Origin of the sequence: Paraburkholderia sp. RL17-368-BIF-A, assembly GCF_046054045.1 — a bacterium.
GTDB lineage: Bacteria > Pseudomonadota > Gammaproteobacteria > Burkholderiales > Burkholderiaceae > Paraburkholderia > Paraburkholderia graminis.
The window spans coordinates 140,592-163,529 of the sequence record NZ_JARESN010000007.1 but is presented as its reverse complement, the minus strand read 5'-3'; the positions used below and the strand labels follow the sequence as shown (position 1 = coordinate 163,529).

Sequence of the window (22,938 nt, the reverse complement as noted above, 5' to 3'; positions counted from 1 at the left end):
CCTCGCACACCACAACGTAAGCCATGAATTGCCGATAGTTTACGCCGCTTCGAGCGCCCATTGCACATGCTCGCGCACGAGCGCCGAAGGATCGTCGGCACGGCGCCTGAGCGCCTCGACAATCGCCTCGCGGGCCTCCGCGCTCAACGCGTCGCGCGATGCACGCAGTGCATTGCCCATCCCGACCGCAAGGTTGCGCAACCAGCTCTCGTAACCGATGCGCCGTATCGCGCTGCCCTGCATGCGCGTGTCGAAATCGTCCGCGCTCCAGCCGAACAGCTCCACCAGCGACGCGCGGTCGAGCCCATGACGCACGTCGAAATCGGCGACCGGCGCGGCCTGCGCAAACTTGTTCCACGGACACACGAGCTGACAATCGTCGCAGCCATACACGCGGTTGCCGATGAGCGGACGCATCTCCACCGGAATGCTGCCCTTCAGTTCGATCGTCAGATAGGAGATACACAGACGCGCATCCACTTTGTAAGGACCGACGATCGCTCCTGTCGGACATGCGTCGATGCAGCGCGAGCAACTGCCGCAATGCGAGCCCGGCGTTTCGGGCGCGACTTCGGGCGATGTCTCGGCATCGGTCGGCAACGGCACATCGACGTAGATTTCGCCGAGAAAAAACAGCGAGCCCGCGTCGCGTTGCAAAAGCAGCGTATGTTTGCCGCGCCAGCCGATGCCGGCCTTCTGCGCAAGCTCGACTTCGAGCACCGGCGCCGAGTCGGTAAACACGCGATAACCGAACGCGCCGATCTCCGCCTGAATTTTCTCTGACAGATGTTGCAGACGGTTACGCATCACCTTGTGATAGTCGCGGCCGCGCGCATAAATCGACACGACGGCAGCAGCAGGATCGGCAAGCCGCGCATGCTCGGCGCCCCGCCAGTCCTGGTTGAGCGGCCCTTTCGACGAGTCGCTTTCGGGCTGCTTTCCGTTCAGTACATCAGCGGGCAAATAGGCGATGCGAGCGGTAATCACACGTAGCGTGCCGGCCACAAGCTCGGCAGGCCGCGCGCGTTTCATACCGTGTTTGGCCATATAATCCATCTCGCCGTGGCAACCCGCTTCCAGCCAGGCTGCAAGCGGCGCTTCGGCAACGGAGAGGTCGGTATCGCTAATGCCGATCGCCCCGAAACCCAGTTCACGGCCCCACGTTTTGATGTTTTGCGCGAGCGCATGCAGCGCCGCTTGATCGAATTGACGCTCGGCACGCGCCTCGTCGCCAGTTGCAGGCGCATTGGACACAGGGCACACGGGGGACTCCGGACTTCGGTTCATCACGTCATTTTACGAGAATGCCTGACCATCCCGATCGCGCGATCGCGCCGCCCGCCGAAGTTCTGCTCGAACGCGTCTTCTCGTTCGCGGACGAAGCCGCCACGCTCGCATTTGGCGAGCGCTTCGCGCGGGCCATCGAAAGCGTCGCCGTCGCGCATGACGGCAACGCGAACGCTCAGGCATTCCACGGTCTGCAAGTACAACTGGTCGGCGATCTCGGCGCCGGCAAAACGACACTCGTGCGCGCCACCTTGCGCGGCCTCGGTCACACCGGTCGCGTGCGCAGTCCCACGTACACGCTCGTCGAGCCTTATGTACTCGAGCGGCCCACCGGGGAACTCGCGCTTTACCACTTCGATCTCTACAGGTTCACCGATCCGGCCGAATGGGCCGACGCGGGCTTTCGCGAGTATTTCGACAGCGGCGCGGTTTGCCTCGTCGAATGGCCGCAACGCGCCGGCGCGCTGCTCGGCGTGCCGGATCTCGTCTTCTCGCTCGACCTGGCTGGCGAGGGCGACGGCCGCACACTCGTCGCACAGGCATACAGCGAAACAGGAAAGGCATGTCTCGAAAGATGTTGATCAAACCGTTCCGCTCGATTGAATCGGCGGCCACCGCGACGCATAACTGGCGGCGCCGGCAGATTCTGCGCGCGGGCGCGTCCACGCTCGTGCTCGGCCTCGTCGCGCCGCGTCTCGCGCTGGCGAGTTCGGTGCTCGGCGTGCGCGTGTGGCCGGCGCGCGACTACACGCGCGTCACCATCGAATCCGATCAGCCTCTGCAAAACGCGCAGCAGTTGCTTCAGGGCCCTGACCGGCTCGTCGTCGATCTGAGCGGCCTGGATCTCGACCAGGCGTTGAAGGACCTCGTATCGAAGATCACGCCGAACGATCCGCAAATTCAATCGGTGCGTGTGGGGCAATTCCAGCCGCACGTCGTGCGCATGGTGTTCGATCTGAAGGGCTCGGTGAAGCCGCAGGTGTTCACGCTGCCCCCCGTCGGCGCGTACAAGTACCGGCTCGTGTTCGACCTGTATCCGGCCGTCGCGCCCGATCCGTTGATGGAACTGCTCGCGCAAAGCGAGCGCAAGCAGCAAACGCTGAACGAAGAAAACAGCGCGCCGCCCGCTACGTTGAGCGGCCCCGGCACGACGCCGCCGGCCGCCGACAACAGCGAGGCGTTCTTCGAGCGCTATGCGCAGAACGGCGGCAGCGGGTCCGCGGCGGGCGCACCGCATGCGCCGGCGCACAGTGGGTCGCCGTCCGGCTCTACGTCCGGGTCGCCAGGTTTGCCGCCGATCATTGCGAAGACGCCGACGCCAACGCCTGGCGTGCCGCCCACTCCGGCCACGCCGCCCACGGCGATCGCGCGCAACAAGGGCAGCGGCGCCAACAGCGCGAAGAGTCTGGATAACGACGACAGCGGCGACGACACTTACGCGTTCACCACGCCGAAGTCGGGCAAGAGCAACACGGTGCGCCTGTTGACCGTCGCGATCGATCCGGGACACGGCGGCGAAGACCCCGGCGCGATCGGCGGCTCGGGCACTTACGAGAAGCACGTCGCGCTCGACATCGCGAAGAAACTGCGCGCGAAGATCGACGCGCAACCGAACATGCGCGCGATGATGACACGCGACGCCGACTTCTTTGTGCCGCTGAACGTGCGCGTGCAAAAAGCGCGGCGCGTCGGCGCGGACCTGTTCGTGTCGATTCACGCCGATGCGTTCACCACGCCCGAGGCGCGCGGCTCGTCGGTGTTCGCGTTGTCGGAGCACGGCGCGTCGAGCGCGGCCGCGCGCTGGATGGCGAACAAGGAGAACGCGTCGGACCAGATTGGCGGCATCAACATCAAATCCGCCGACGCCACCGTGAATCGCGCGTTGTTCGACATGTCCACCACCGCGCAGATTCGCGACTCCATGCGCTACGGCAACTTCGTGCTGAAGGAAATCGGCGGGATCAACAAGCTGCACAAAGGTTCGGTCGAACAGGCGGGCTTCGCGGTGTTGAAGGCGCCCGACATTCCGTCGATCCTCGTGGAAACGGCGTTCATCAGCAATCCCGACGAGGAGCGGCGCCTGAACGACGACGCCTATCGCGAGAAGATGGCCGATGCGATCATGACCGGCATCAAGCGTTATTTCGCGGCGAATCCGCCGCTTGCCAAGAATCGCATGACGTGACGATGCGTCTTTAGCGCGTTGTTCTCGTTCAGCGCTTCAACAAAAAAACGGCCGCAGCAATGCGGCCGTTGTCGTTTATCCGCGCGTTTCAACGCGCCAGCGACAAGCGCTGCACGACCCAGCCGCCGAATACGTTCACCGCGAGCCCCACCATCACCAGCACCGCACCGGCGATCTGCGCGGTGGAGAGCCGCTCGTCGAGAAAGACCGCCGCCGATGCGAGACCGACGATCGGCACGAGCAGCGAAAACGGCGCGACCTGGCTCGCCGGATAGCGCGACAACAGACGGCTCCATAATCCATAGCCGAGCAGCGTGGCGATAAACGCGAGATAGACGACCGCGAAAATCGACATCGCGCTGATGCCGGAAAGCGCCGCCGCGATCCGCTGCGGACCCTCGAACGCATACGACAGCGCGAAGAAAGGCAGCGGCGGAATCAGACTGCCCCACACCACGAGGCCGACGAGGTCGACCTTGCCGACCTTCTTCGTGACGATGTTGCCGAGCGCCCACGAACACGCGGCGCACAGCGTGAGCAGGAAGCCGGCGAGCGTCATCGCATGGCCGCCCTGCATGCCGATCACGGCGAGGCCCGCGGCGGCGATCAGCAAACCGGCGACATTCGGCAAGCGAAAACGCTCATGCAAGAAGAACGCGGCGAAGATCAGCGTGAAAAACGCCTGCGCCTGCAACACGAGCGATGCGAGTCCGGCCGGCATGCCGACGTACATCGCCGAGAACAGAAACGCGAACTGCCCGAGCGAGATCGTCAAGCCATAGGCCAGCAACCAGCGCCATGCCAATTGTGGACGCTTGACAAAAAACACCGCCGGTATTGCCGCGAGCGTGAAGCGCAGCGCGCCGAGCAGCATCGGCGGCACGCCATGCAAGCCGACCTTGATAACGACGAAATTGACGCCCCACGCAATGACGACGACGAGCGCGAGCAGCAGGTCCCTCGGCGACATGCCGGTCTCCAATAAAGTGTTGAACCCGTCAGTTTAGCGGAGCGTGGGAAATTCGCACGGGACCGAAAGCGCAGTCGCCGTGCGCTCAGGCATTGAGCCAGTTTTCGATACGCAGGCCGGGATAGGCCGTGAAATCGCGCTCATTGTTGGTGACGAGCACGACGTCGAGCGAGACCGCGTGGGCCGCGATCAGCTTGTCGAGCTGGTCCTTCTTGCGCTCGCGCGTGGCTTCATGGATCGGGCCGTAGGCACTCGCCGCCGCGCTGTCGAACGGCGCAACCAGGATGTCTTCGACAAGCGCCGCAAGGTTGCGACGCTCGCGCGCACGATTGGCCGAGACCGCCACGCCGTACTCCAGCTCGGCGAAAGTAATGGCGGACATCACGACGTCGCCGACGAAGCATTCCGCAAAACGCTTCGCAACCTGCTCCGGCTGATTCTTCATCAGGTAGATGCACATGTTGGTGTCCAGCATGTAGCGCGGCATTACAGATCCTCGCGCTCAGCCTGCTCGTGGTCGCCGCGGCCTTCCGCCATGAAATCCGGGCTGAACTTCGAGAATTTCTTTAGTACGCCGGCGAGCGGGCGGCGCGTGGGACGAATGCGCAGTTCGTCGCCGACCCGCTCGATTTCCACTTCCATGTCGACGCTGCTAAACGCCAGTTCAGCCGGAATGCGCACGGCCTGCGAATTGCCATTGCGAAAAACCTTGGTCAGCATATTGCGCTCCTCGTACGATGATGTACATCCAATGTACATACATCACTATAGACGGGCAGCGGCGCGATGTAAATACATGTGTGTACGCCGAGCCTGGCTGGAGGCGCTGGCTGAGCCAACGCAGTAGAATCATCCATTAAGAATTTTCCTCATCCCTTCTTGCCGAGCGCCCCATGTCCTCTTCGATCAAAGCAGTTCTCAAACCGCATCTGCGCGATGTCGGCAGTCTGACTGTGCGGCGCGTGCTGCCTGCAATGGCCGCGCGTCTGATCGGACCGTTCATCTTCTTCGATCACATGGGCCCGGCGACGCTCGAACCCGGCGTCGGCCTAGACGTGCGTCCGCATCCGCATATCGGCCTCGCCACGGTGACGTTTCTGTTCGAAGGCGCGATCATGCATCGCGACAGTCTCGGCTCGGAACAGAAGATCGTCCCCGGCGACGTCAACTGGATGACGGCCGGACGCGGCATCGTCCATTCCGAGCGCACGCCCGCCGAAGACCGCGCGCGCGGTCAGACCATCCACGGCATTCAGACCTGGGTCGCGCTGCCGCTCGACGACGAAGAGGTCGCGCCGTCGTTCGCGCATCACAGCGCGGACACGCTGCCGGTGGTCGAGCGCAACGGCGTCACGTTGCGCGTGATCGCCGGCACCGCGTTCGGCCAGCGTTCGCCCGTCAGCACGTTTTCCGGCACGCTGTATGTCGCGGGCGAGTTCGCGCCGGGCAGCGCGTTCGCGCTCGAACCGGAGCACGAGGAGCGCGGCGTGTATCTGGTGGAAGGCGATCTGGAGATCGACGGCACGCCGCTCGAAGTCGGTCAGATGGCCGTGCTCGCAATCGACGAAACCGTGACGCTCGCGAGCACGCACGGCGCGCGCGTGATGGTGCTCGGCGGCGAAAAGCTCGACGGCGAACGCTTTATCGAATGGAATTTCGTCGCGAGTTCGCGTGAGAAGATCGAAGCCGCGAAACTCGCGTGGACGAATCAGGAAATGGGCACAGTGCCGGGCGAAACCGAATGGATACCGCTGCCGCTAAAAAAGTGACGGCGGAAATGACGGCGGATTTCAGGCGCGGGCGCGGCGTCAACACACATTGAATCCGCGCAGTTCGGCCCCAGCTAACAGACAAACCGTTTTATCGACGAGGACGTAATGGACACCACTCTGGCCACATTCGAAAAGGACGTCATCACGGCGTCGACACTGGCCCCTGTGCTGGTCGATTTCTGGGCGCCGTGGTGCGGCCCCTGCAAAACGCTCGGCCCGATGCTGGAAAAGCTCGAAGCCGAAGGCGCCGGCAAATGGAAGCTCGTCAAGGTGAACGTGGACGAGAACCAGGAACTTGCCGCGCACTTCCAGGTGCGCAGCATTCCGCACGTCATGGCATTCGCGGACGGCCGGCCGGTCGATCAGTTCGTCGGCGTGCTGCCTGAAGGGCAACTGCGCGAATTCATCGAACGGCTCGTGCCGCAAGGCGCGGATGCCGCGCGTCTCGACGCGCAGGCCGCCTTGGCCGAAGGCCGCCGCGAGGACGCTTACGAGGCGTTGCAGGCCGCGCTCGCGATCGACCCGGCTTTCGACGAAGCGCGCCTCGACCGCATCGAGATGCTGCTTGATGACAACCGTATCGACGAAGCGCGCGACGAGGTCGATTTGCTGTCGCCGAAAACGACGCAAGGCATCGACGCGCGCTTCAACGCGATCAAGACGCGTCTGGACGCCGTGGATGCCGCGGCCGATCTGCCGCCGACCGACGCGCTCGAAGCGCGCGTCGCGAGCCATCCCGACGATCTGGAAGCGCGCTTCGATCTCGCGAGCGCGCTGATCGCACGCCGCAAATATGCGGGCGCGCTCGAGCATCTGCTGGCAATCGTGCAGCGCGATCGCACGTTCCGCGACGACATCGGCCGCAAGACGATGCTCTCGGTGTTCGATCTGGCCGCGCATCAGCCGGAACTCGTCGCGCAATGGCGCCGCAAGCTGAGCGCCGCGCTGTACTAGATACCAGATCCGGTGCCTTGCGCACCCGCTGCGCACTAAAGGTCACACCGCCTGCTTCGCCAGCGCCCGCAACACATACGCGGCCGCGGCGAAGCCAAAGCTCGCCGTCACGCACACGCTCGAACCAAAGCCCGCGCAATTCAGACCGACCGGCCCCGCATATCCCGGCGATGTCGCGACGTGTTCCGCTTCCGCATCGATGTCGCAGACAGGGGCTTCGGGATAGATCAGCGGCTCGTCGGAATACACGGCGCTCACCTTGAATTTCGCTTTCGGCCCGCGCGGAAAACCATGCTGCTTGCGCAACTGTCCGCGCACTTTGGACAGCAACGGGTCCTGAATCGTCGCTGCGAGATCGTCGATGCGAATGCGCGTCGGATCGAGCTGGCCGCCCGCGCCGCCGATCGTGATCAACGGCTGCTTGCGCTCGACACACCACGCGATCAGCGCGGTCTTGGTGCGCACGCTGTCGATCGCATCGATCACATAATCGAAGCCGCCGCCGAGCGTCGCCGCGAAGTTGTCGGGCTCCACGAAGTCTTCCACGAGACGCACATCGCACGACGGATTGATCGCGGCGATGCGCTCGGCCATCGCTTCGACCTTCGGTTTTCCGTAGTTGCCGTCGAGCGCATGAATCTGCCGGTTCGTATTGCTTTCAGCAACATTGTCGAGGTCGATCAGCGTCAGCGTGCCCACCGCGCTGCGCGCCAACGCTTCGGCGACCCACGAGCCCACTCCGCCGATACCGATTACCGCCACATGCGCGCCCTCGAAAGCGGCAAGCGCGGGCGCGCCGTACAAACGCGCAATGCCGCCGAAGCGTCGCGCGCGGTCGGCGGCTTCATGCCCGTCGAGGCTGGTAGTAAGATCGGATTGCGCGGTGGTCGACATGATGGAACTCGTTGAAGGCAAGAAAGCAGAAAGCGCAAGGCAGAAAGCGCATGTGAATCGCGCAGTCCGTATTTTGCCTGAACGCATGGATCAGCATTGCCGCGGCAATCACCGTGAGAAAGTCGCCGTTCGAAAACCCGCGAAAGCGCGGCACCGGTGCATCGCGCTTGATCTGGCTGCGGGCAAAAAATTGGCGCCTTAGCTATACTGGGCTGACTGTAGCGTGCGCATAAGAACATGACCTCACTCGCCGAACTTCGAAAAAATTATTCGCTGGGTTCTCTGGACATCGGCGACGTCGACCGCGACCCGTTCCGGCAATTCGACGTCTGGTTTCAGCAGGCCGTCGAGGCGAAACTGCCCGAACCGAATACGATGACGCTCGCCACCGTTGACTCGCGCGGCCGGCCTTCAGCGCGCATCGTGCTGATCAAGGGCGTCGACGAACGAGGCTTCGTGTTCTTCACCAACTACGAAAGCCGCAAGGGCCGCGAGCTGGCCGCGAATCCGTACGCGAGCCTGCTCTTCTACTGGATCGAGCTCGAGCGCCAGGTGCGCATCGAGGGGCGCGTCGTCAAAACGAGCGCGGCGGAAAGCGACGCCTATTTCGCGTCGCGTCCGCCCGGTTCGCGTATCGGCGCATGGGCGTCGAATCAAAGTCAGGTGATTGAAAGCCGTTCGCAGCTCGAAACGCGCGAACGCGAAATGCGCCTGCAATACGGCGACGAACCGCCGCGTCCGCCGCATTGGGGCGGTTATCGTTTGGTGCCCGAAGCAATCGAATTCTGGCAGGGCCGGCCGTCGCGTTTGCACGACCGTCTGCTTTACACGCGTTCGAGCGAAAACAGCGACTGGCAAATCTGCCGTCTGTCGCCCTGAACCAGCACTAACAATGTCGTCAGCGCGTTGCCGACGTAGCAGCGCGCGGCGCAAGGATCGCGTCTCGCGGCATGGGAGTTGCGCCGCATCGGGCTGCGATCCACACAAGCTTCGCTTTAATTCAACGGACACGGAGAAATCGCATGTTCTGGGAGAAAAAGCTGGCGCAGTGGGTGGAAGAAGTAAAAACCAAGGCTGATTTGCCGGCGCGTCTCGTGCTGTGGGACGGCCAGCAGCACGACTTCGGGCGGTTCGCCGCGCCGCAGGTCACGCTGCACGTCAAGAGCGCAACGGCGTTGCCTTATCTGCTCGAACCGAGCCTCGACAACCTGGGCGAGGCGTACGTCAAGGGCAAGATCGACATCGAGGGCAAGCTCTCGGACATCATCAACGTCGGTTATCAGCTCGCGCGCAACACCGTCAATAGTGCGGGCAAGCTCGCGCGCGTGCGGCGCTATTTCCAGCATTCGAAGGCGTCGGATAAAAAGGCCATCCAGTATCACTACGATGTCTCGAACGAGTTCTACAAGCTCTGGCTCGACGAGAACATGGTCTACTCGTGCGCCTATTTCGAGAACGGCGACGAAGATCTCGCCACCGCGCAGATCAAGAAGATCGACCACATCCTCACGAAGATTCAGGTGCAGCCGGGTCAGCGGCTGCTCGACATCGGCTGCGGCTGGGGCGCGCTCGTGCTGCGCGCGGCGCAAAAATTCGGCGCGCAATGCGTGGGCGTGACGCTGTCGCAAAACCAGTTCGACCTCGCGACGGCGCGCGTGAAAGCCGCGGGCCTCGAGAATCAGATCGAGATTCGTCTGCAGGATTATCGCGACGTCGAAGGACGATTCGACCGCATCACGAGCGTCGGCATGTTCGAGCACGTGGGCCGCAAGAACCTGCCGGGCTACTTCAAGAAAGTGCACGACCTTCTCGCCGACGACGGCATCGCGATGAATCACGGCATCACGTCGAGCGATGCGGACAGCGGCGAGACGGCGCTGGGCGGCGGCGAGTTCATCGACCGTTATGTGTTTCCGGACGGCGAACTGCCGCACATCAGCCTCGCGCTCGAGTCGATGCAGCGCGGCGGGCTCGAAGCGGTTGACGTGGAAAGCCTGCGCCGTCACTATGCGCACACGCTCGACATCTGGGCGGAAAATTTCGAGGCGCACGCGGAAGAAGCCCGCAAGCTCGTCGACGACGAAAAATTCCGCATCTGGCGCGTGTACCTGGCCGGCTGCGCGTATGCATTCGAAAACGACGACGTCTCCATTTATCAGGTTGTCTGCCGCAGGGCCGGCCGCAGTGCGAAAACCCTGCCGTGGTCGCGCCGCTACATGTACGAGAAGCCGCTGTGAGGTGAGCGCCGCGGCGTCGTGCTAGCGCGGGCGGTCGCGGTGCTTACTAGTGAAAATCTCGATGGGTCAGAGCGGGACAAGAGAAGAGGAAGAGGCGCTGGACGAACGCGGCGAGCAAAGCGACGTGGGAGTGCGGAGCGGAGGCGAGGCGTCGAGCGAAGCGGAAGCGCCAGGCGAAGCGGCGCAGTTCGATCTGTTCGGGATGCCGGTGCAAGCGGCACCCGCAGCGCCGAAAGCCGAAGCCCGCGCGAAACCGTCGCGCGCTCGTTCAGGCGCTCAAGCACCGTTGGACGCGCAAGCCGATGCGCCTTTTGTAACTCACGCGCCGAAAACCGAAAGCCGCCAACCCGCCCGCTCTACAACCGCCGCCGCGTCGCTGTGGCAAGAAGAAGCAGCGCCCGAGCCGGCGCCTATGGCCACACCAACGGCCGCCGCCACCGACGCCCCCAAAAAACGCCGCACTCGCGAAATCCTCGCGGCCCCGCCCTCGCCCGACGTACTCGCGCTCGCCTCACAACTGCCGCCGCAAGTGCACCTCGGCACATCGACGTGGTCGTTTCCCGGCTGGAACGGCATCGTCTACGGCGACGAATACAGCAACAGCAAACTGTCGCGCGACGGCCTGACCGCCTACGGCGCGCATCCGCTGCTGAAGACGGTCAGCATCGACCGGTCGTTTTATCAGGCGCTCACCGTCACCGAATACCTGCGCTACGCGCAGCAGGTGCCCGAGCATTTCCGCTTCATCGTCAAAGCGCCGATGACGATCACCGACGCCACCGTGCGCGCAGAACGCGGCGAGCCGGTGGCGCTGAATCCGTGTTTTCTGAACGCGCAGATGGCGATCGACGACTACGTGACGCCGTGTCTCAAAGGCCTGGGCGCGAAGGCCGGCGCGCTCGTGTTCCAGTTGTCGCCGCTGCCCGACCAGATGCTCGCGCAGCCCGCGGTGTTCATCGAACGGCTGGCCGAGTTCCTCGCGGCCTTGCCCACGCTGCCGCAAGGCACCTGCTACGCAGTCGAAATCCGCGACGCCAGTCTGCTCACGCCGCGTTTCATTCGTACGCTGAAAGCGGCGGGCGTGCGCTACTGCGTCGGCATTCATGCGCGGATGCCCGATCCGCTGCGGCAGGCGGCGGCGCTCGCACTATTGGACGGCGAGCCCGCCGGTCCGCTGGTCGTGCGCTGGAGCCTGCACGGCGGCTTCAAATATGAGCAGGCGAAGGCGAAATACGAGCCGTTCGATAAGCTCGTCGACCATGATCCGGCCACGCGCGCGTCGCTCGCGGAACTGGCCGCGCGCTATGCGCTGGCCGGCCAGCCGGTGGTCATCGCGGTGAATAACAAGGCGGAAGGTTCGGCGCCGCTCAGTTGCGTCGAGTTGGCGCGCGAGATCATTGAAGCGTATGCGCGGCTCGCGAATGAGCGCGAGCACGAACAGGAGGAACACGAACACGGCCACCGCCGCGAGCAGGAGCCCTCACAGCAGGAAACAGACGCCGTGAATGCCGCAGCGATGCAACACAGTGACCCTCAGGAGCCGCGCCCGCCAGATCCGCCGGGCGACGCAAGCCGCGCTCAGACCAGCGACTCGAACAGCAGCGAGCCGCACTGAGCCGCACTGAACACAGACCCGCGCCGGCCCGCCTCAACCCGCCTTGATCCGATGCGCGAACTTCTGCCGGAACTTGGCCACCTTCGGCGCGACCACGAACGAGCAATAGCCCTGCTCCGGATGCTGCGCGAAATAATTCTGATGATAGGCCTCGGCAGGCCAGTAGTTGCCGTCGAGCGGAAGCACCTGCGTGACGATCTGGCCGTCGTGAATGCCCTGCTCGCCGATTTCGCGGATCACCTGCAAAGCGGCTTCACGCTGCGCGTCGGAATGCGTGAAGATGACCGAGCGGTATTGCGGGCCGACATCGTTACCTTGCCGGTTCAACTGCGTGGGATCGTGGATCGCGAAGAAAATTTCGAGGATCTCGCGGTAGCTGATCTTCGACGGATCGAACTCGACCTTCACCACTTCCGCGTGCCCCGTCGCGCCGTCGCACACCTGCTCGTAGGTCGGACGCTGCGTGTGGCCGCCCGCATAGCCCGACTCCACCGAGTTGACGCCGTCGACGCCCAGATAAACCGCTTCGAGGCACCAGAAACACCCGCCACCCAAGGTGGCGACTTCGCCTGTCTGACTCATGCTGCTCGCTCCTTCTCACTCGTGATCGGCCGATGCCGCATTCGCTTTGCCGCAACGCCCATGCCATCGGCGGTAGCGTTCCAGCTTAGCGGGTTTTGCGATGCGCCGGTTGCGTCGCGGTCAGTGCACCGCGATTGCAGTTAAAATTGGGGCAAATCGACGATTTTCACTATGACTTTCGAATCAACTGTTTCCCGCCGTGCGCGCGAGAGCTTCGGCGCGGCTTCCGGCCGCCACGCATCGGCGGCTTGCGCGCAATGAAGCACGCCAGCCCGCCCAACTTCGACCAGCCGGCCTTCAGGCAGGCGCTCAGCCAGTTCGCTACGGGCGTCACCGTCATCACGACGCGTGCGCCGTCCGGCCAGTTAATCGGCATCACCGCCAGCTCGTTCAATTCGGTTTCGCTCGAGCCGCCGCTCGTGCTGTGGAGCCTCGCCACGCGCTCGGCGTCGATGTCGGTGTTCCGCGCGAACAGTCACTACGTGGTCAACGTGCTGGCCGCGTCGCAGCTCGATCTATGCAAGCGCTTCGCCACGGTGAAGGGCGACCGCTTCGAAGGCGTATCGCACGCGGCGGGCGACAGCGGTATGCCGGTGCTCGACGGCGCGCTCGCGTGGTTCGAATGCCATAACCGCAGCCGTTACGAAGAAGGCGATCACGTGATTTTCGTCGGCGAAGTGGAGCGCTGCGGCGTGCACGAGAATGCCGCCGACATGGCGCCGCTCGTCTTCCAGAACGGCCAGTTCCACGGCCTCAAATCGTTGTAAGCGCACGCGGCGCTGTACGCCAGAGGGCGCCTCAGCGATCGTTGTGCGGCGCGCCGTGCGTGTTATTGCGCGTAACCAGCGAAACCGGCACGCCCGAATCTTCCTTCAAGGTCTGCAGCACGATATTCGAACGAATATCCAGCACGCCCGGCGCCTTGTAGAGACGCTGCAACACAAAATCCGAATAGTGCTTGAGGTTGTGCGCGAGAACGCGCAGCAGATAGTGCGTCTCGCCCGTCACGACAAAAGCGCCGACCACTTCCGGCCAGTCGCGCAGCGCTTCAGCGAAGCGCTCGTGCCAATTCTGCTGTTCATTGCGCATCGACACCTGAACGAACGCCTCCAGCTCGAAGCCCAGCACTTCGCGGTTCAGACACGCGCGATAGTGCTCGATGACGCCCTGTTCTTCCAGTAGACGCAAGCGCCGCAGACACGCCGACGGCGACAGCGAGATGCGCTCCGCGAGATCGAGATTGCTGATTCGTCCTTCCTGCTGAAGCACCGTCAAGATACGGCAATCGGTGGCGTCGAGCGAGATCGCGTTCATATTCGGTCTCCCTTTCCCATTTAACTCAAATTATGTTCCAAGACCGGGCTTAGAAGGAGATTTTTTCGCAATCACATTTCGCGGCTGGCCACCTATCATTCCGTATAGACCTCCACCTTCCATGCGGACATGCAAACACTCTGGGACATCACCCCCGCCGTCGATACGGCGACGCCCGTCTGGCCAGGCGACACGCCCGTCGGCATCGAGCGCGTCTGGCGGATGGAGGCCGGCTCGCCCGTCAACGTCGCGCGGCTGACGCTCTCGCCGCATACCGGCGCGCACACGGACGCGCCTCTGCACTACGACGCGGAGGGCGCCGCAATCGGCCAGGTGCCGCTCGACGCCTATCTCGGACGATGCCGCGTGATTCATTGCATCGGCGCGTCGCCTGTTGTCACGCCACAACATCTGCGTGACTCGTTGGGCGGGTTGCCGCCGCGAGTCTTACTGCGCACTTACAGAAACGCGCCGACCGCGGCGTGGGACAGCGGCTTCTGCGCCGTCGCGCCCGAAACGATCGACCTGCTCGCGGCCAACGGCGTGAAGCTGATCGGCATCGACACGCCGTCGCTCGACCCGCAGGAATCGAAGACGATGGACGCGCATCACCGTATTCGCGCGCACGGCATGGCGATTCTCGAGGGCATCGTGCTCGACGATGTCGCGCCCGGCGACTACGAACTGATCGCGCTGCCGCTCAAGCTGACCACGCTCGACGCGAGCCCCGTGCGCGCGGTCCTGCGCGCGCTGCCCGACGCGCACTGACTTTCAATCCGCAATACGCGAACGAACGAGACCACCATGAATCATCGCGAAGAAGCCTTGGCGCTCGACAGCGCCGACCCGCTCGCACCACTGCGCGACCAGTTCGCGCTGTCGTCGACCACTATCTACCTCGACGGCAATTCGCTCGGCGTGCCGCCGGCCGCCGCCGCGCAACGCGCGCAAACCGTGATCGCCGCCGAATGGGGCGAGGGTTTGATCCGCAGCTGGAATGCGGCGGGCTGGTTCGCGCTGCCGCGTCGCTTGGGCAATAAACTCGCGCCGCTGATCGGCGCCGCCGAGGACGAAGTCGTCGTCACCGATACGATTTCGATCAACCTCTTCAAGGTGCTGTCCGCCGCACTGCGGCTCGCCGACGCGCGCGACCCGAAGCGGCGTGTGATCGTGTCCGAGCGTTCGAATTTCCCGTCCGACCTGTACATCGCGCAGGGCGTGATCGAGCAGCTCGACCGCGGCTATGAACTGCGTCTCGTCGACGACCCGTCGGAGCTGCCGGAAGCAATCGGCGACGACACCGCGATCGCGATGATCACGCATGTGAACTACCGCACCGGCTACATGCACGACATGGCCGCGCTGACGAAGCTGATTCACGACAAGGGCGCGCTCGCGCTGTGGGATCTCGCGCATTCGGCGGGCGCGGTGCCGGTCGACCTGAACGGCGTCGGCGCCGACTACGCAGTCGGCTGCACGTACAAGTATCTGAACGGCGGTCCGGGCTCGCCCGCGTTCGTGTGGGTGCCGAAGCGCCATCAGAATAATTTTGCGCAGCCGCTTTCCGGCTGGTGGGGACATGCCGCGCCGTTCGAGATGAACCCGACGTATCGGCCGGATCAGGGCGTCGGCCGCTATTTGTGCGGCACGCAGCCGATGGTGTCGATGGCGCTCGTCGAATGCGGGCTCGACGTGTTTCTGCAGACTGACATGCAGGCGATTCGCCGCAAGTCGCTGGCGCTGACCGATCTCTTTATCGAACTCGTCGAAGCGCGTTGCAGCGAGTTTCCGTTGAAGCTCGTCACGCCGCGCGCACACTCGCAGCGCGGCTCGCATGCGAGCTTCGAGCATCCGCATGGCTATGAGGTGATGCAGGCGTTGATCGCGCGTGGGGTGATCGGCGATTATCGCGAGCCGCATGTGCTGCGCTTCGGCTTTACGCCGCTTTATACGCGCTTCGTGGATGTATGGGACGCCGTCGAAACCTTGCGCGACGTGCTCGCACGCGAGACCTGGCGCGCGCCGGAATTTGCCGCGCGCGGCGCCGTGACCTGAGGAGCGCACGATGAACGATCACATGCAAACGCCGGGCTTGCCCGAAGAAAAGCCCGCGCAAGGTTGCCCGTTCGGTCATGGGAGCGCTGCGTCCGCCGACGCTGCGACTGCTGCTACGAACGCTTCTTCAGCCGAGGATGGCTGGCACGACGCGCAGCTCGACTTCTCCGGCTCGATGAGTTACGGCGATTATCTGTCGCTCGGGACGGTGCTGAATGCGCAGCATCCGTTGTCGCCCGATCACAACGAGATGCTGTTCATCATTCAGCATCAGACCAGCGAATTGTGGATGAAGCTCGCGCTGTACGAGTTGCGCGCCGCGCTCGGCGCCGTGCATCGCGACGAGTTGCCGCCGGCGTTCAAGATGCTCGCGCGCGTCTCGCGGATCATGGAGCAGCTCGTGCAGGCCTGGAGCGTGCTCGCGACAATGACGCCGTCCGAATACACGGCGATGCGGCCTTACCTGGGCAGCTCGTCGGGGTTTCAGTCTTATCAGTACCGGCAGATCGAGTTTCTGCTCGGCAACAAGAACGAGCAGATGCTCAAGCCGCATGCGCATCGTGCCGATGTGCTTGCGGAGGTGAAGGCGTCACTGGAAGCGCCGTCGTTCTACGACGAAGTGGTGAAGCTGCTTGCGCGTCGCGGCTTTGCGATTTCGCCGTCGCGGCTCGCGCGCGACTGGACACAGCCCACGGTTCACGATGCTTCCGTCGAAGCGGCCTGGCTCGAGGTGTATCGCAATCCTTCGCAGCATTGGGAGTTGTATGAGATGGCCGAGGAACTGGTCGATCTCGAGGACGCTTTCCGGCAGTGGCGGTTCCGGCACGTTACTACCGTCGAGAGGATTATCGGCTTCAAGCAGGGGACGGGCGGGACCAGTGGCGCGCCTTATCTGCGCAAGATGCTCGATGTGGTTTTGTTTCCTGAGCTTTGGCATGTCAGGACGGTGTTGTAGGGACGAGCTGCGGCGGGTTTTTGTCTAACCCGCTTCGCTCGTTAGTGACAAGACAGTCATGTCTCGAGCGGCGCCGCACGCGCCGCACCAGTAAATGTCACCGCGCCACAAATCCCCCATCAACCGCCAGCGAAACCCCACTCACCATAGAAGCCGCATCGCTCAACAAGAACGCCACCACCGAAGCCACTTCAACCGGCTCGGCAAACCTCCCAAGCGGAATAGCCTTAAGTGCAGGCTCGCGCTTGACAGGATCGCTCCACGCCTGCACGGCCATCGGCGTCAACGTGACGGTTGGATTGACGCTGTTGACGCGAATTCCAAACGGCCCCAACTCGATGCACAAAGCCCGCGTGATCGCATCGAGCGCAGCCTTCGAAGCCGAATAGCTCAGGTGATCGTCAAGCGCGACAAGCGCCGCCTGGCTCGAAACGTTCACGATACTGCCGGCCCGCTTCGCGTCGATCATCCCTCGCGCCACATGCTTCGCCACCAGCGCCGCGCCGCGCGCGTTCACCGCCATCACGCGATCGAAACTCGCGGCCGTTGTCTCCACCGCTCGCTCGAGCAACGCAATGCCCGCGCAATTCACCAGACCGTCGAAAGCGCCGAGCGATAGAAACGCTTCGTTGATCGCGGCTTCGTCGCTGACGTCGAGCTTCAACGGCTCGCAGCCGGTCTCTTCGGCGAGACGCGCAAGCTCGTTCGCATTGCGTGCCGCCGCGACGACATCGGCACCGCTCGCGCACAACATCTCGACCGTCGCGCGCCCTATTCCACTCGAGGCGCCCGTCACGAATATCGAGCGGCCGGAAAAATCGAAAGTAGCATTCATGATGTTTGCAAGCGATGCATGACCGGCTTCAATGCCGGATACAGGTCTTTATAGATGCCGAAGCGCTCTTCGTAACGCGCCATTCGCGCGGCGTCCGGTTGTGCGCGCTCGATTAGCGTGATCCAGCCGCCCTGCGCCGCCTCGCGCGAAATCAGCCCGACGCCGAGCGCGGCGAGCAACGCGGCGCCCATCGCCGCCTCCACTTCCTGCTCGATCGTATAGACCGGATAGCCGGTGATGTCGGCGATGATCTGCATCCACAAATCCGAATGCGCGGCGCCGCCGACCACGATCAGCTTGTCCTCCAACGACTGCGCTCCCTGGCGTCCGGCCTCGATGTTGTGCTTCAACGCAAACGACACGCCCTCGAGCACCGCGCGATACAAGTGCGCCCGCGTATGAAAAAGGCTCAGACCGACGAACGCGCCGCTCGCCTTCGCGTCCCACACGGGGCTGCGTTCGCCCATCAGATAAGGCAGAAACATCACGCCATCCGATCCCGCCGGGACCTTCGCGGCGTTGTCTTCGAGCAGACGATGCGGATCGCCATGCGGCGTCGCGCGCGCGGCTTCCATTTCGGCATGACAGAACTGATCGCGATACCACGTCACCGACGCACCCGCGGTAATCGCGCCGCCGAACACATAGATGTCGCGCTGCCCGTTGAAAACGTGAGGCATGCTGATCAATCCGTGGCGCGCATCGACCGTCTGATTGATGTAGCCCCAGCACATGCTCGTGCCGATCATCGCGACATGTTGCCCTGCTCGGCTCACGCCCGCGGCGAATGTCGCGACCGCGGCGTCCACGCCGCCCGCCACGATCGACGTGCCTGCCGCGAGTCCGAGCTGTTCGGTCCATTGCGACAGCAACCCGCCGACGACTTCCGACGAATCGACGAGCCGCTCCGGCATCATCGTCGCGGGAATGCCGAGCATGTCGAGCGCCTCGTCGGACCAGTCGCGCTGCGCAATATCGTAGATGCCGCCGATGTTGCCCGCCGAGCTGTGGTCGACCGCGACTTCGCCCGTCAGCATGTAGATCACATACGCGTTCGGCGGCAGGAAGTAACGCGTTTGCGCCCATACGTCGGGCTCGTGATCGCGCAGCCACAGCATCTTCGTGTAGCCGTAGTAGCTGTCCACGCCATTGCCGGTGATCGCGTACAGCCGCTCGAGGTCGACGTTGCGGCGCACCCATTCGACCTGATCGGTTGCGCGCCGGTCCATCCATATCAGACACGGATAAAGCGGCCGCATCTCGCTATCGACGGGAATGCCCGAGCCGCCATACAGGCTGCTCACGCACACGGCCTTGATGGAATCCGCCGCGACGCCCGCCTGTTTCGCCTTCTGCACGCACGCGGCAATGCATTCGGTGACCGCCTTGAACCACACCGCCGGCCATTGCTCGGCCCATAACGGCTTCGGCGTATCCGGCTGATAGCTCGACGCGTGTTGCGCAACGATAGCGCCGTGCCGATCGACGAGCAGCGCCTTCGTGCTCTGCGTGCCGATGTCGACGCCGATGACGTATTCCATACAGTCTCCGTTGTTGTAGCGCTGCGCTTCAGTAGATGCCGGCGCTTACGCGCGCGGCTTCATCAGCACCTTGATCGAATCCAGCGAATCGGCGACCTTGATCGCCTCGTCCCATTCTTCCAGAGAAAAGCCGTGTGTGACGATGCCTTTCGACGTCACGAGTCCGCGCGCGAGCAGATCGATTGCAATCGGATAGCAATACGGTCCGAGGTGCGCGCCGCGTACATCGAGTTCCTTGCGGTCGCCGATCACGGACCAGTCGAGTGTCGTATCCGCGCCGAACACGGAGAACTCGACGAAGCGCCCGAGCTTGCGGATCAGATCCATGCCCTGATTGACGCCGACCGGCGCGCCGGTCGTTTCAATATATACGTCGCAGCCGTAGCCGTCAGTGAGCGAATGGATGATCGCGAGCGCGTCGTCCTGCTTCGGGTTGATCGTCACGTCCGCGCCATACTCGCGCGCGAGTGCGAGGCGCTCTTCCACCAGATCGATCACGACGAGTTTCTTCGGCGTTTTCAGATGCGCGACTTGCGTCATCATTAAACCGAGCGGACCTGCGCCTGCAATCACGACCACGTCATCCAACTGCACATCGCCGCGATTGACCGTGTGAATCGCGCACGCCAGCGGTTCGATGATAGCGGCGTCTTCGAGTGAAATGCCGTCCGGAATCTTATGGACGATAGCGGTCGGCGGAATACGCATGTACTCGGCCATGCCGCCGTCGGCGACTTCGCGCTGAAAGCCGAAGATGTTGTGCACTTCGCACATCCAGTACTGGCCGGATTTGCAATAACGGCACTTGCCGCAAGGCACGATCTGCTCGGCGATCACGCGGTCGCCGACCTTCACGCCGAAATGTTCTGCCGCGCCTTCGCCGAGTTCCTGCACGAAGCCGAAGAACTCGTGCCCCGGAATTACCGGCGCTTTAACCCACGGACTCGGGCCGCCCCAGAACATCTTCGCGCCCGAATGGCATTTGCAATCGCTCGCGCAGATCCCGCATGCGGCGATGCGGATCACCAGTTCATGCGCTCGCGCGCGCGGCTTCGCTACCTGTTCGACGCGATAGTCTTTCGGTGCGTGGCAGACAATCGCCGTCATGTCCTGCTTGTCGGATGGAGTGAATTCATTCGTCATTGCATGATCCTGCCGGAAGTGAAAATCAATGGAGAAGAAAGCGTTACTTTCTGCGGTCACGGCTGATGTAAATCGCGAGCAGAATGATTCCGCCTTTGATCACGTTCTGCACATACGGATTGACGCCGACCATGTTGAGTCCGTTGTTCAGCACACCTAGCAGCAGCGCGCCGATCAACGTGCCGATAATCGAACCGCGTCCGCCGGAGATCGACGTGCCGCCCATCACGACGGCCGCGATGGCGTCGAGTTCGAAGCCCACGCCCGCATTCGGCTGGCCGCTCATCAACCGCGCGGTCAACACGATGGCGGCAAACGAAGACGTCAACCCTGCAATCGTGTAGACGATCAGCTTCACGCGCGCGACGCGCACGCCCGACAGACGCGTCGCCTGTTCATTGCCGCCAATCGCGTACACGTAGCGGCCAAACGGCATGCGTTCGAGCAGCACCCACGCGATCACATAGATCACCGCCATGATCACGACGGGCGCCTGAATGCCGAGAATCTTGCCGCTGCCGAAGAAGCTGACCCACTCGGGCAAGCCGTCGATCGGATAGCCGCCCGTATAGATGAGTGCGAGGCCGCGCGCGATGCCCATCGTCGCGAGCGTGACGATGATCGGCGGCATGCCGGCGAACGCGACGAAGAACCCGTTGGCCGCGCCGAAGCCGAGACCCACCGCAACGCCAACCGCCAACGCGGCAACCGCGTTCATGCCGGCCACCATCAGTCCCGCGGCGAGCGTGCCCGAAAGCGCCATCACCGAGCCGACCGACAGGTCGATGCCCCCCGTGAGAATCACGCACGTCATACCGACCGCGATGATCGCGTTGATCGACACCTGGCGCAGCACGTTCTCGATGTTCGCGCCGGAGAGAAAGCTGTCGCTCGCGAACACCATCACGATGCAAACCACGAGCAAACCGACGAACGGATAGAAGAGCGTCGAGCGCTTCAACGCGGCCCAGGTGAAGCGCACGGGTGCGCCGGGCGTATTGCCACTGACGCTCGACGTTTTCGGCGGCGAAGAGGGATTAGGCGTGTTCATGCAGGGCTCCACGAGTGCCGGCGGTTGCATAGGTCATCACGGCGTTCGAGTCGATCTGATCGCCTTCGAGCAGCGCTTCGATGCGGCCTTGCCGGAACACGGCGACGCGGTCGCACATGCCCACGATCTCCGGCAGTTCCGACGAAATCATGATGATCGAATAGCCGCGCGCGGTGAGTTCGCGCATCAGCAGATAGATTTCCGCCTTCGCGCCGACGTCGATGCCGCGCGTCGGTTCGTCGAAGATGAGGATGTTGGTGTGGTGGTTCAGCCAGCGCGCGATCACGACTTTCTGCTGGTTGCCGCCCGACAGCGTGGCGACTTCCGTATGCATGGTCGGCGCTTTCACGCCGACGCGTTTCATGATGTCGGCGGTGGCGCGCGCTTCGCTGCGCTGATCGATAAAAAATCGCAGCGAGCGGTATTTGCCGAGGTTATTGATCGAGATGTTCTGCTTGATCGAGAAGTCCGTAATCAGCCCTTCCGTTTTGCGGCTTTCAGGAAGAATGCCGACGCCCGCGCGCAACGCATCCGCCGGGTCCGACAGTTTCGCGGCCTCGCCGTTGATGCGAATCTCCTTCGCATAGGCCGCGTCCGCGCCGATCACGGCGAGCGCGGTCTCGGTGCGGCCCGAACCGACCAGTCCCGCGAAACCGAGAATCTCGCCTTCGCGCAGCGTGAATTGCAGCACCGGGCTGTCTTTATGCAACTGCAGCTTCTGTACGTCCAGCACGATCTTCGCGTCGGAGCACAGCGGCGGCTTCGGCGGAAAACTGTTTTCGATGCGGCGTCCCACCATCATTTCGACGAGCCGGCTCACGTCGGACTGCGCGACATCGGTCATGCCGACATACTGACCGTCGCGCAGCACCGTAATGCGGTCGCACACCTCGAAGATTTCTTCCAGGTGATGCGAGATAAAAATCATCGCCACGCCCTGCTTTTTCAGGTCGCGCATGATGGCAAAAAGGTGCTCGGCTTCGGCGGGCGTGAGCGTCGCGGTCGGTTCGTCGAGAATCAGAATGCGCGCTTCGAGCGACAACGCCTTGCCGATCTCGACGAACTGCTGCTGCGCAACCGACAGTTCGCGAATCGGCACAGACAGATCAATTGACACGCCGAGCCGCGCGAATATATCGGCCGCCGCGCGCCGCATCTTGCCGCGTTCGAGCAGGCCCAAGCCGTTCTTCATCTCGCGGCCGAGAAAGATGTTCTCCACTGCATTCAAGTACGGAATCAGGCTGAATTCCTGAAACACGATGCCGACGCCCGCAGCGACCGCGTCGTGATAATTTGCAAAGTGCCGCGGCTCGCCGTCGATCGTGATCGTGCCTTCGTCCGGCTGATAAATGCCGCACAGAATCTTCATCAGCGTCGACTTGCCCGCGCCGTTTTCGCCGAGCAGCGCGTGGATTTCGCCGCGCGCTATCTCGAGGTGAATGCCTTGCAGCGCCTTCACGCCCGGAAAACTTTTGCTGATGTTCTCGAGTTTCAATATCGTGTCCATCGGGTGCTCCATCACTGCCCGCCGCCGTGTTCGCATCGACC

At 63.2% G+C, this 22,938-nt stretch carries 24 protein-coding genes; 12 read left to right on the top strand and 12 right to left on the bottom strand.

Annotated elements, in window-relative coordinates; translation table 11 throughout:
• Positions 1-39 precede the first annotated feature (39 nt).
• Positions 40-1,287, bottom strand: a complete 1,248-nt coding sequence (gene queG, locus P0D87_RS14570) for a tRNA epoxyqueuosine(34) reductase QueG (RefSeq protein ID WP_053858679.1) — start codon at positions 1,285-1,287, stop codon at positions 40-42.
• A gap of 17 nt (positions 1,288-1,304) precedes the next feature.
• Between queG and tsaE the strand changes: the two genes are divergently transcribed.
• Positions 1,305-1,868, top strand: a complete 564-nt coding sequence (tsaE, locus tag P0D87_RS14565) for a tRNA (adenosine(37)-N6)-threonylcarbamoyltransferase complex ATPase subunit type 1 TsaE (protein WP_006050040.1) — start codon at positions 1,305-1,307, stop codon at positions 1,866-1,868.
• Positions 1,850-3,472 carry an N-acetylmuramoyl-L-alanine amidase gene (locus P0D87_RS14560; protein ID WP_053858680.1) on the top strand — a complete coding sequence of 541 codons (1,623 nt, stop codon included), beginning with the start codon at positions 1,850-1,852 and terminating at the stop codon, positions 3,470-3,472. Before tsaE ends, P0D87_RS14560 begins: the two co-directional genes overlap by 19 nt.
• Positions 3,473-3,560: 88 nt before the next feature.
• On the opposite strand, the gene P0D87_RS14555 is transcribed toward P0D87_RS14560, so the two are convergent.
• From P0D87_RS14555 to P0D87_RS14545, 3 genes are all read right to left on the bottom strand, one after another.
• Positions 3,561-4,442, bottom strand: coding sequence for an O-acetylserine/cysteine exporter (locus tag P0D87_RS14555; RefSeq protein ID WP_006050038.1), 882 nt, complete (start codon positions 4,440-4,442; stop codon positions 3,561-3,563).
• Between the two features lie 85 nt (positions 4,443-4,527).
• Positions 4,528-4,929, bottom strand: a complete 402-nt coding sequence (locus tag P0D87_RS14550) for a type II toxin-antitoxin system VapC family toxin (protein ID WP_006050037.1) — start codon at positions 4,927-4,929, stop codon at positions 4,528-4,530.
• Positions 4,929-5,162 (bottom strand): antitoxin, encoded by a 234-nt coding sequence (locus P0D87_RS14545; RefSeq protein WP_006050036.1) that lies wholly within the window; start codon positions 5,160-5,162, stop codon positions 4,929-4,931. Before P0D87_RS14545 ends, P0D87_RS14550 begins: the two co-directional genes overlap by 1 nt.
• 173 nt (positions 5,163-5,335) lie before the next feature.
• Between P0D87_RS14545 and P0D87_RS14540 the strand changes: the two genes are divergently transcribed.
• Both P0D87_RS14540 and trxA read left to right on the top strand, forming a co-directional pair.
• Positions 5,336-6,211 (top strand): pirin family protein, encoded by an 876-nt coding sequence (locus tag P0D87_RS14540; RefSeq protein ID WP_053858681.1) that lies wholly within the window; start codon positions 5,336-5,338, stop codon positions 6,209-6,211.
• 108 nt (positions 6,212-6,319) lie between these two features.
• Entirely contained in the window at positions 6,320-7,168 is an 849-nt protein-coding gene (trxA, locus tag P0D87_RS14535) for a thioredoxin (RefSeq protein ID WP_006050033.1), read from the top strand.
• Positions 7,169-7,210: 42 nt separating this feature from the next.
• Here trxA and tcdA read toward each other — a convergent pair whose 3' ends face one another.
• Entirely contained in the window at positions 7,211-8,062 is an 852-nt protein-coding gene (gene tcdA / locus P0D87_RS14530) for a tRNA cyclic N6-threonylcarbamoyladenosine(37) synthase TcdA (RefSeq protein WP_053858682.1), read from the bottom strand.
• Here tcdA and P0D87_RS14525 point away from each other — a divergent pair.
• From P0D87_RS14525 to P0D87_RS14510, 4 genes are all read left to right on the top strand, one after another.
• Positions 8,061-8,264 carry a hypothetical protein gene (locus P0D87_RS14525; RefSeq protein WP_149029195.1) on the top strand — a complete coding sequence of 68 codons (204 nt, stop codon included), beginning with the start codon at positions 8,061-8,063 and terminating at the stop codon, positions 8,262-8,264. The two genes, tcdA and P0D87_RS14525, sit on opposite strands and share 2 nt — an antisense overlap.
• 35 nt (positions 8,265-8,299) lie before the next feature.
• On the top strand, positions 8,300-8,941 hold the full coding sequence (gene pdxH / locus P0D87_RS14520; RefSeq protein WP_006050031.1) for a pyridoxamine 5'-phosphate oxidase: 642 nt from the start codon (positions 8,300-8,302) through the stop codon (positions 8,939-8,941).
• Between the two features lie 143 nt (positions 8,942-9,084).
• Complete coding sequence (locus P0D87_RS14515; RefSeq protein ID WP_053858683.1) at positions 9,085-10,299, top strand: class I SAM-dependent methyltransferase; 1,215 nt, start codon at positions 9,085-9,087, stop codon at positions 10,297-10,299.
• Between the two features lie 61 nt (positions 10,300-10,360).
• Positions 10,361-11,914, top strand: coding sequence for a DUF72 domain-containing protein (locus tag P0D87_RS14510; RefSeq protein WP_053858684.1), 1,554 nt, complete (start codon positions 10,361-10,363; stop codon positions 11,912-11,914).
• Positions 11,915-11,947: 33 nt separating this feature from the next.
• Here the strand turns inward: P0D87_RS14510 and msrA are convergent, their stop codons facing one another.
• Positions 11,948-12,496 (bottom strand): peptide-methionine (S)-S-oxide reductase MsrA, encoded by a 549-nt coding sequence (msrA, locus tag P0D87_RS14505; RefSeq protein ID WP_029968120.1) that lies wholly within the window; start codon positions 12,494-12,496, stop codon positions 11,948-11,950.
• 257 nt (positions 12,497-12,753) lie between these two features.
• Between msrA and P0D87_RS14500 the strand changes: the two genes are divergently transcribed.
• Entirely contained in the window at positions 12,754-13,263 is a 510-nt protein-coding gene (locus P0D87_RS14500; RefSeq protein ID WP_006050026.1) for a flavin reductase family protein, read from the top strand.
• 31 nt (positions 13,264-13,294) lie between these two features.
• Here the strand turns inward: P0D87_RS14500 and P0D87_RS14495 are convergent, their stop codons facing one another.
• On the bottom strand, positions 13,295-13,810 hold the full coding sequence (locus tag P0D87_RS14495; protein ID WP_006050025.1) for an Lrp/AsnC family transcriptional regulator: 516 nt from the start codon (positions 13,808-13,810) through the stop codon (positions 13,295-13,297).
• Positions 13,811-13,939: 129 nt separating this feature from the next.
• On the opposite strand from P0D87_RS14495, the gene kynB reads away from it, so the two are divergent.
• The 3 genes from kynB to kynA are packed head-to-tail and all read left to right on the top strand — an operon-like array spanning position 13,940 to position 16,820.
• Positions 13,940-14,578, top strand: a complete 639-nt coding sequence (kynB, locus tag P0D87_RS14490) for an arylformamidase (RefSeq protein ID WP_006050024.1) — start codon at positions 13,940-13,942, stop codon at positions 14,576-14,578.
• Between the two features lie 36 nt (positions 14,579-14,614).
• On the top strand, positions 14,615-15,865 hold the full coding sequence (gene kynU, locus P0D87_RS14485) for a kynureninase (RefSeq protein WP_053858685.1): 1,251 nt from the start codon (positions 14,615-14,617) through the stop codon (positions 15,863-15,865).
• 10 nt (positions 15,866-15,875) lie between these two features.
• A complete protein-coding gene (kynA, locus tag P0D87_RS14480; protein ID WP_053858686.1) occupies positions 15,876-16,820 on the top strand; it encodes a tryptophan 2,3-dioxygenase in 945 nt (314 codons plus the stop codon).
• Positions 16,821-16,917: 97 nt separating this feature from the next.
• On the opposite strand, the gene P0D87_RS14475 is transcribed toward kynA, so the two are convergent.
• From P0D87_RS14475 to P0D87_RS14455, 5 genes are read right to left on the bottom strand one after another with little or no spacing between them, the layout of a single operon-like run.
• Entirely contained in the window at positions 16,918-17,655 is a 738-nt protein-coding gene (locus P0D87_RS14475) for an SDR family oxidoreductase (RefSeq protein ID WP_053858687.1), read from the bottom strand.
• On the bottom strand, positions 17,652-19,196 hold the full coding sequence (locus P0D87_RS14470) for an FGGY-family carbohydrate kinase (protein WP_053858688.1): 1,545 nt from the start codon (positions 19,194-19,196) through the stop codon (positions 17,652-17,654). Before P0D87_RS14470 ends, P0D87_RS14475 begins: the two co-directional genes overlap by 4 nt.
• A 45-nt stretch (positions 19,197-19,241) precedes the next feature.
• Positions 19,242-20,339 (bottom strand): alcohol dehydrogenase catalytic domain-containing protein, encoded by a 1,098-nt coding sequence (locus P0D87_RS14465; RefSeq protein ID WP_029968132.1) that lies wholly within the window; start codon positions 20,337-20,339, stop codon positions 19,242-19,244.
• A 43-nt stretch (positions 20,340-20,382) separates the two neighbouring features.
• Positions 20,383-21,390, bottom strand: a complete 1,008-nt coding sequence (locus P0D87_RS14460; protein ID WP_006050018.1) for an ABC transporter permease — start codon at positions 21,388-21,390, stop codon at positions 20,383-20,385.
• Positions 21,377-22,897, bottom strand: a complete 1,521-nt coding sequence (locus tag P0D87_RS14455) for a sugar ABC transporter ATP-binding protein (protein WP_053858689.1) — start codon at positions 22,895-22,897, stop codon at positions 21,377-21,379. Before P0D87_RS14455 ends, P0D87_RS14460 begins: the two co-directional genes overlap by 14 nt.
• Between the last annotated feature and the right edge of the window lie 41 nt (positions 22,898-22,938).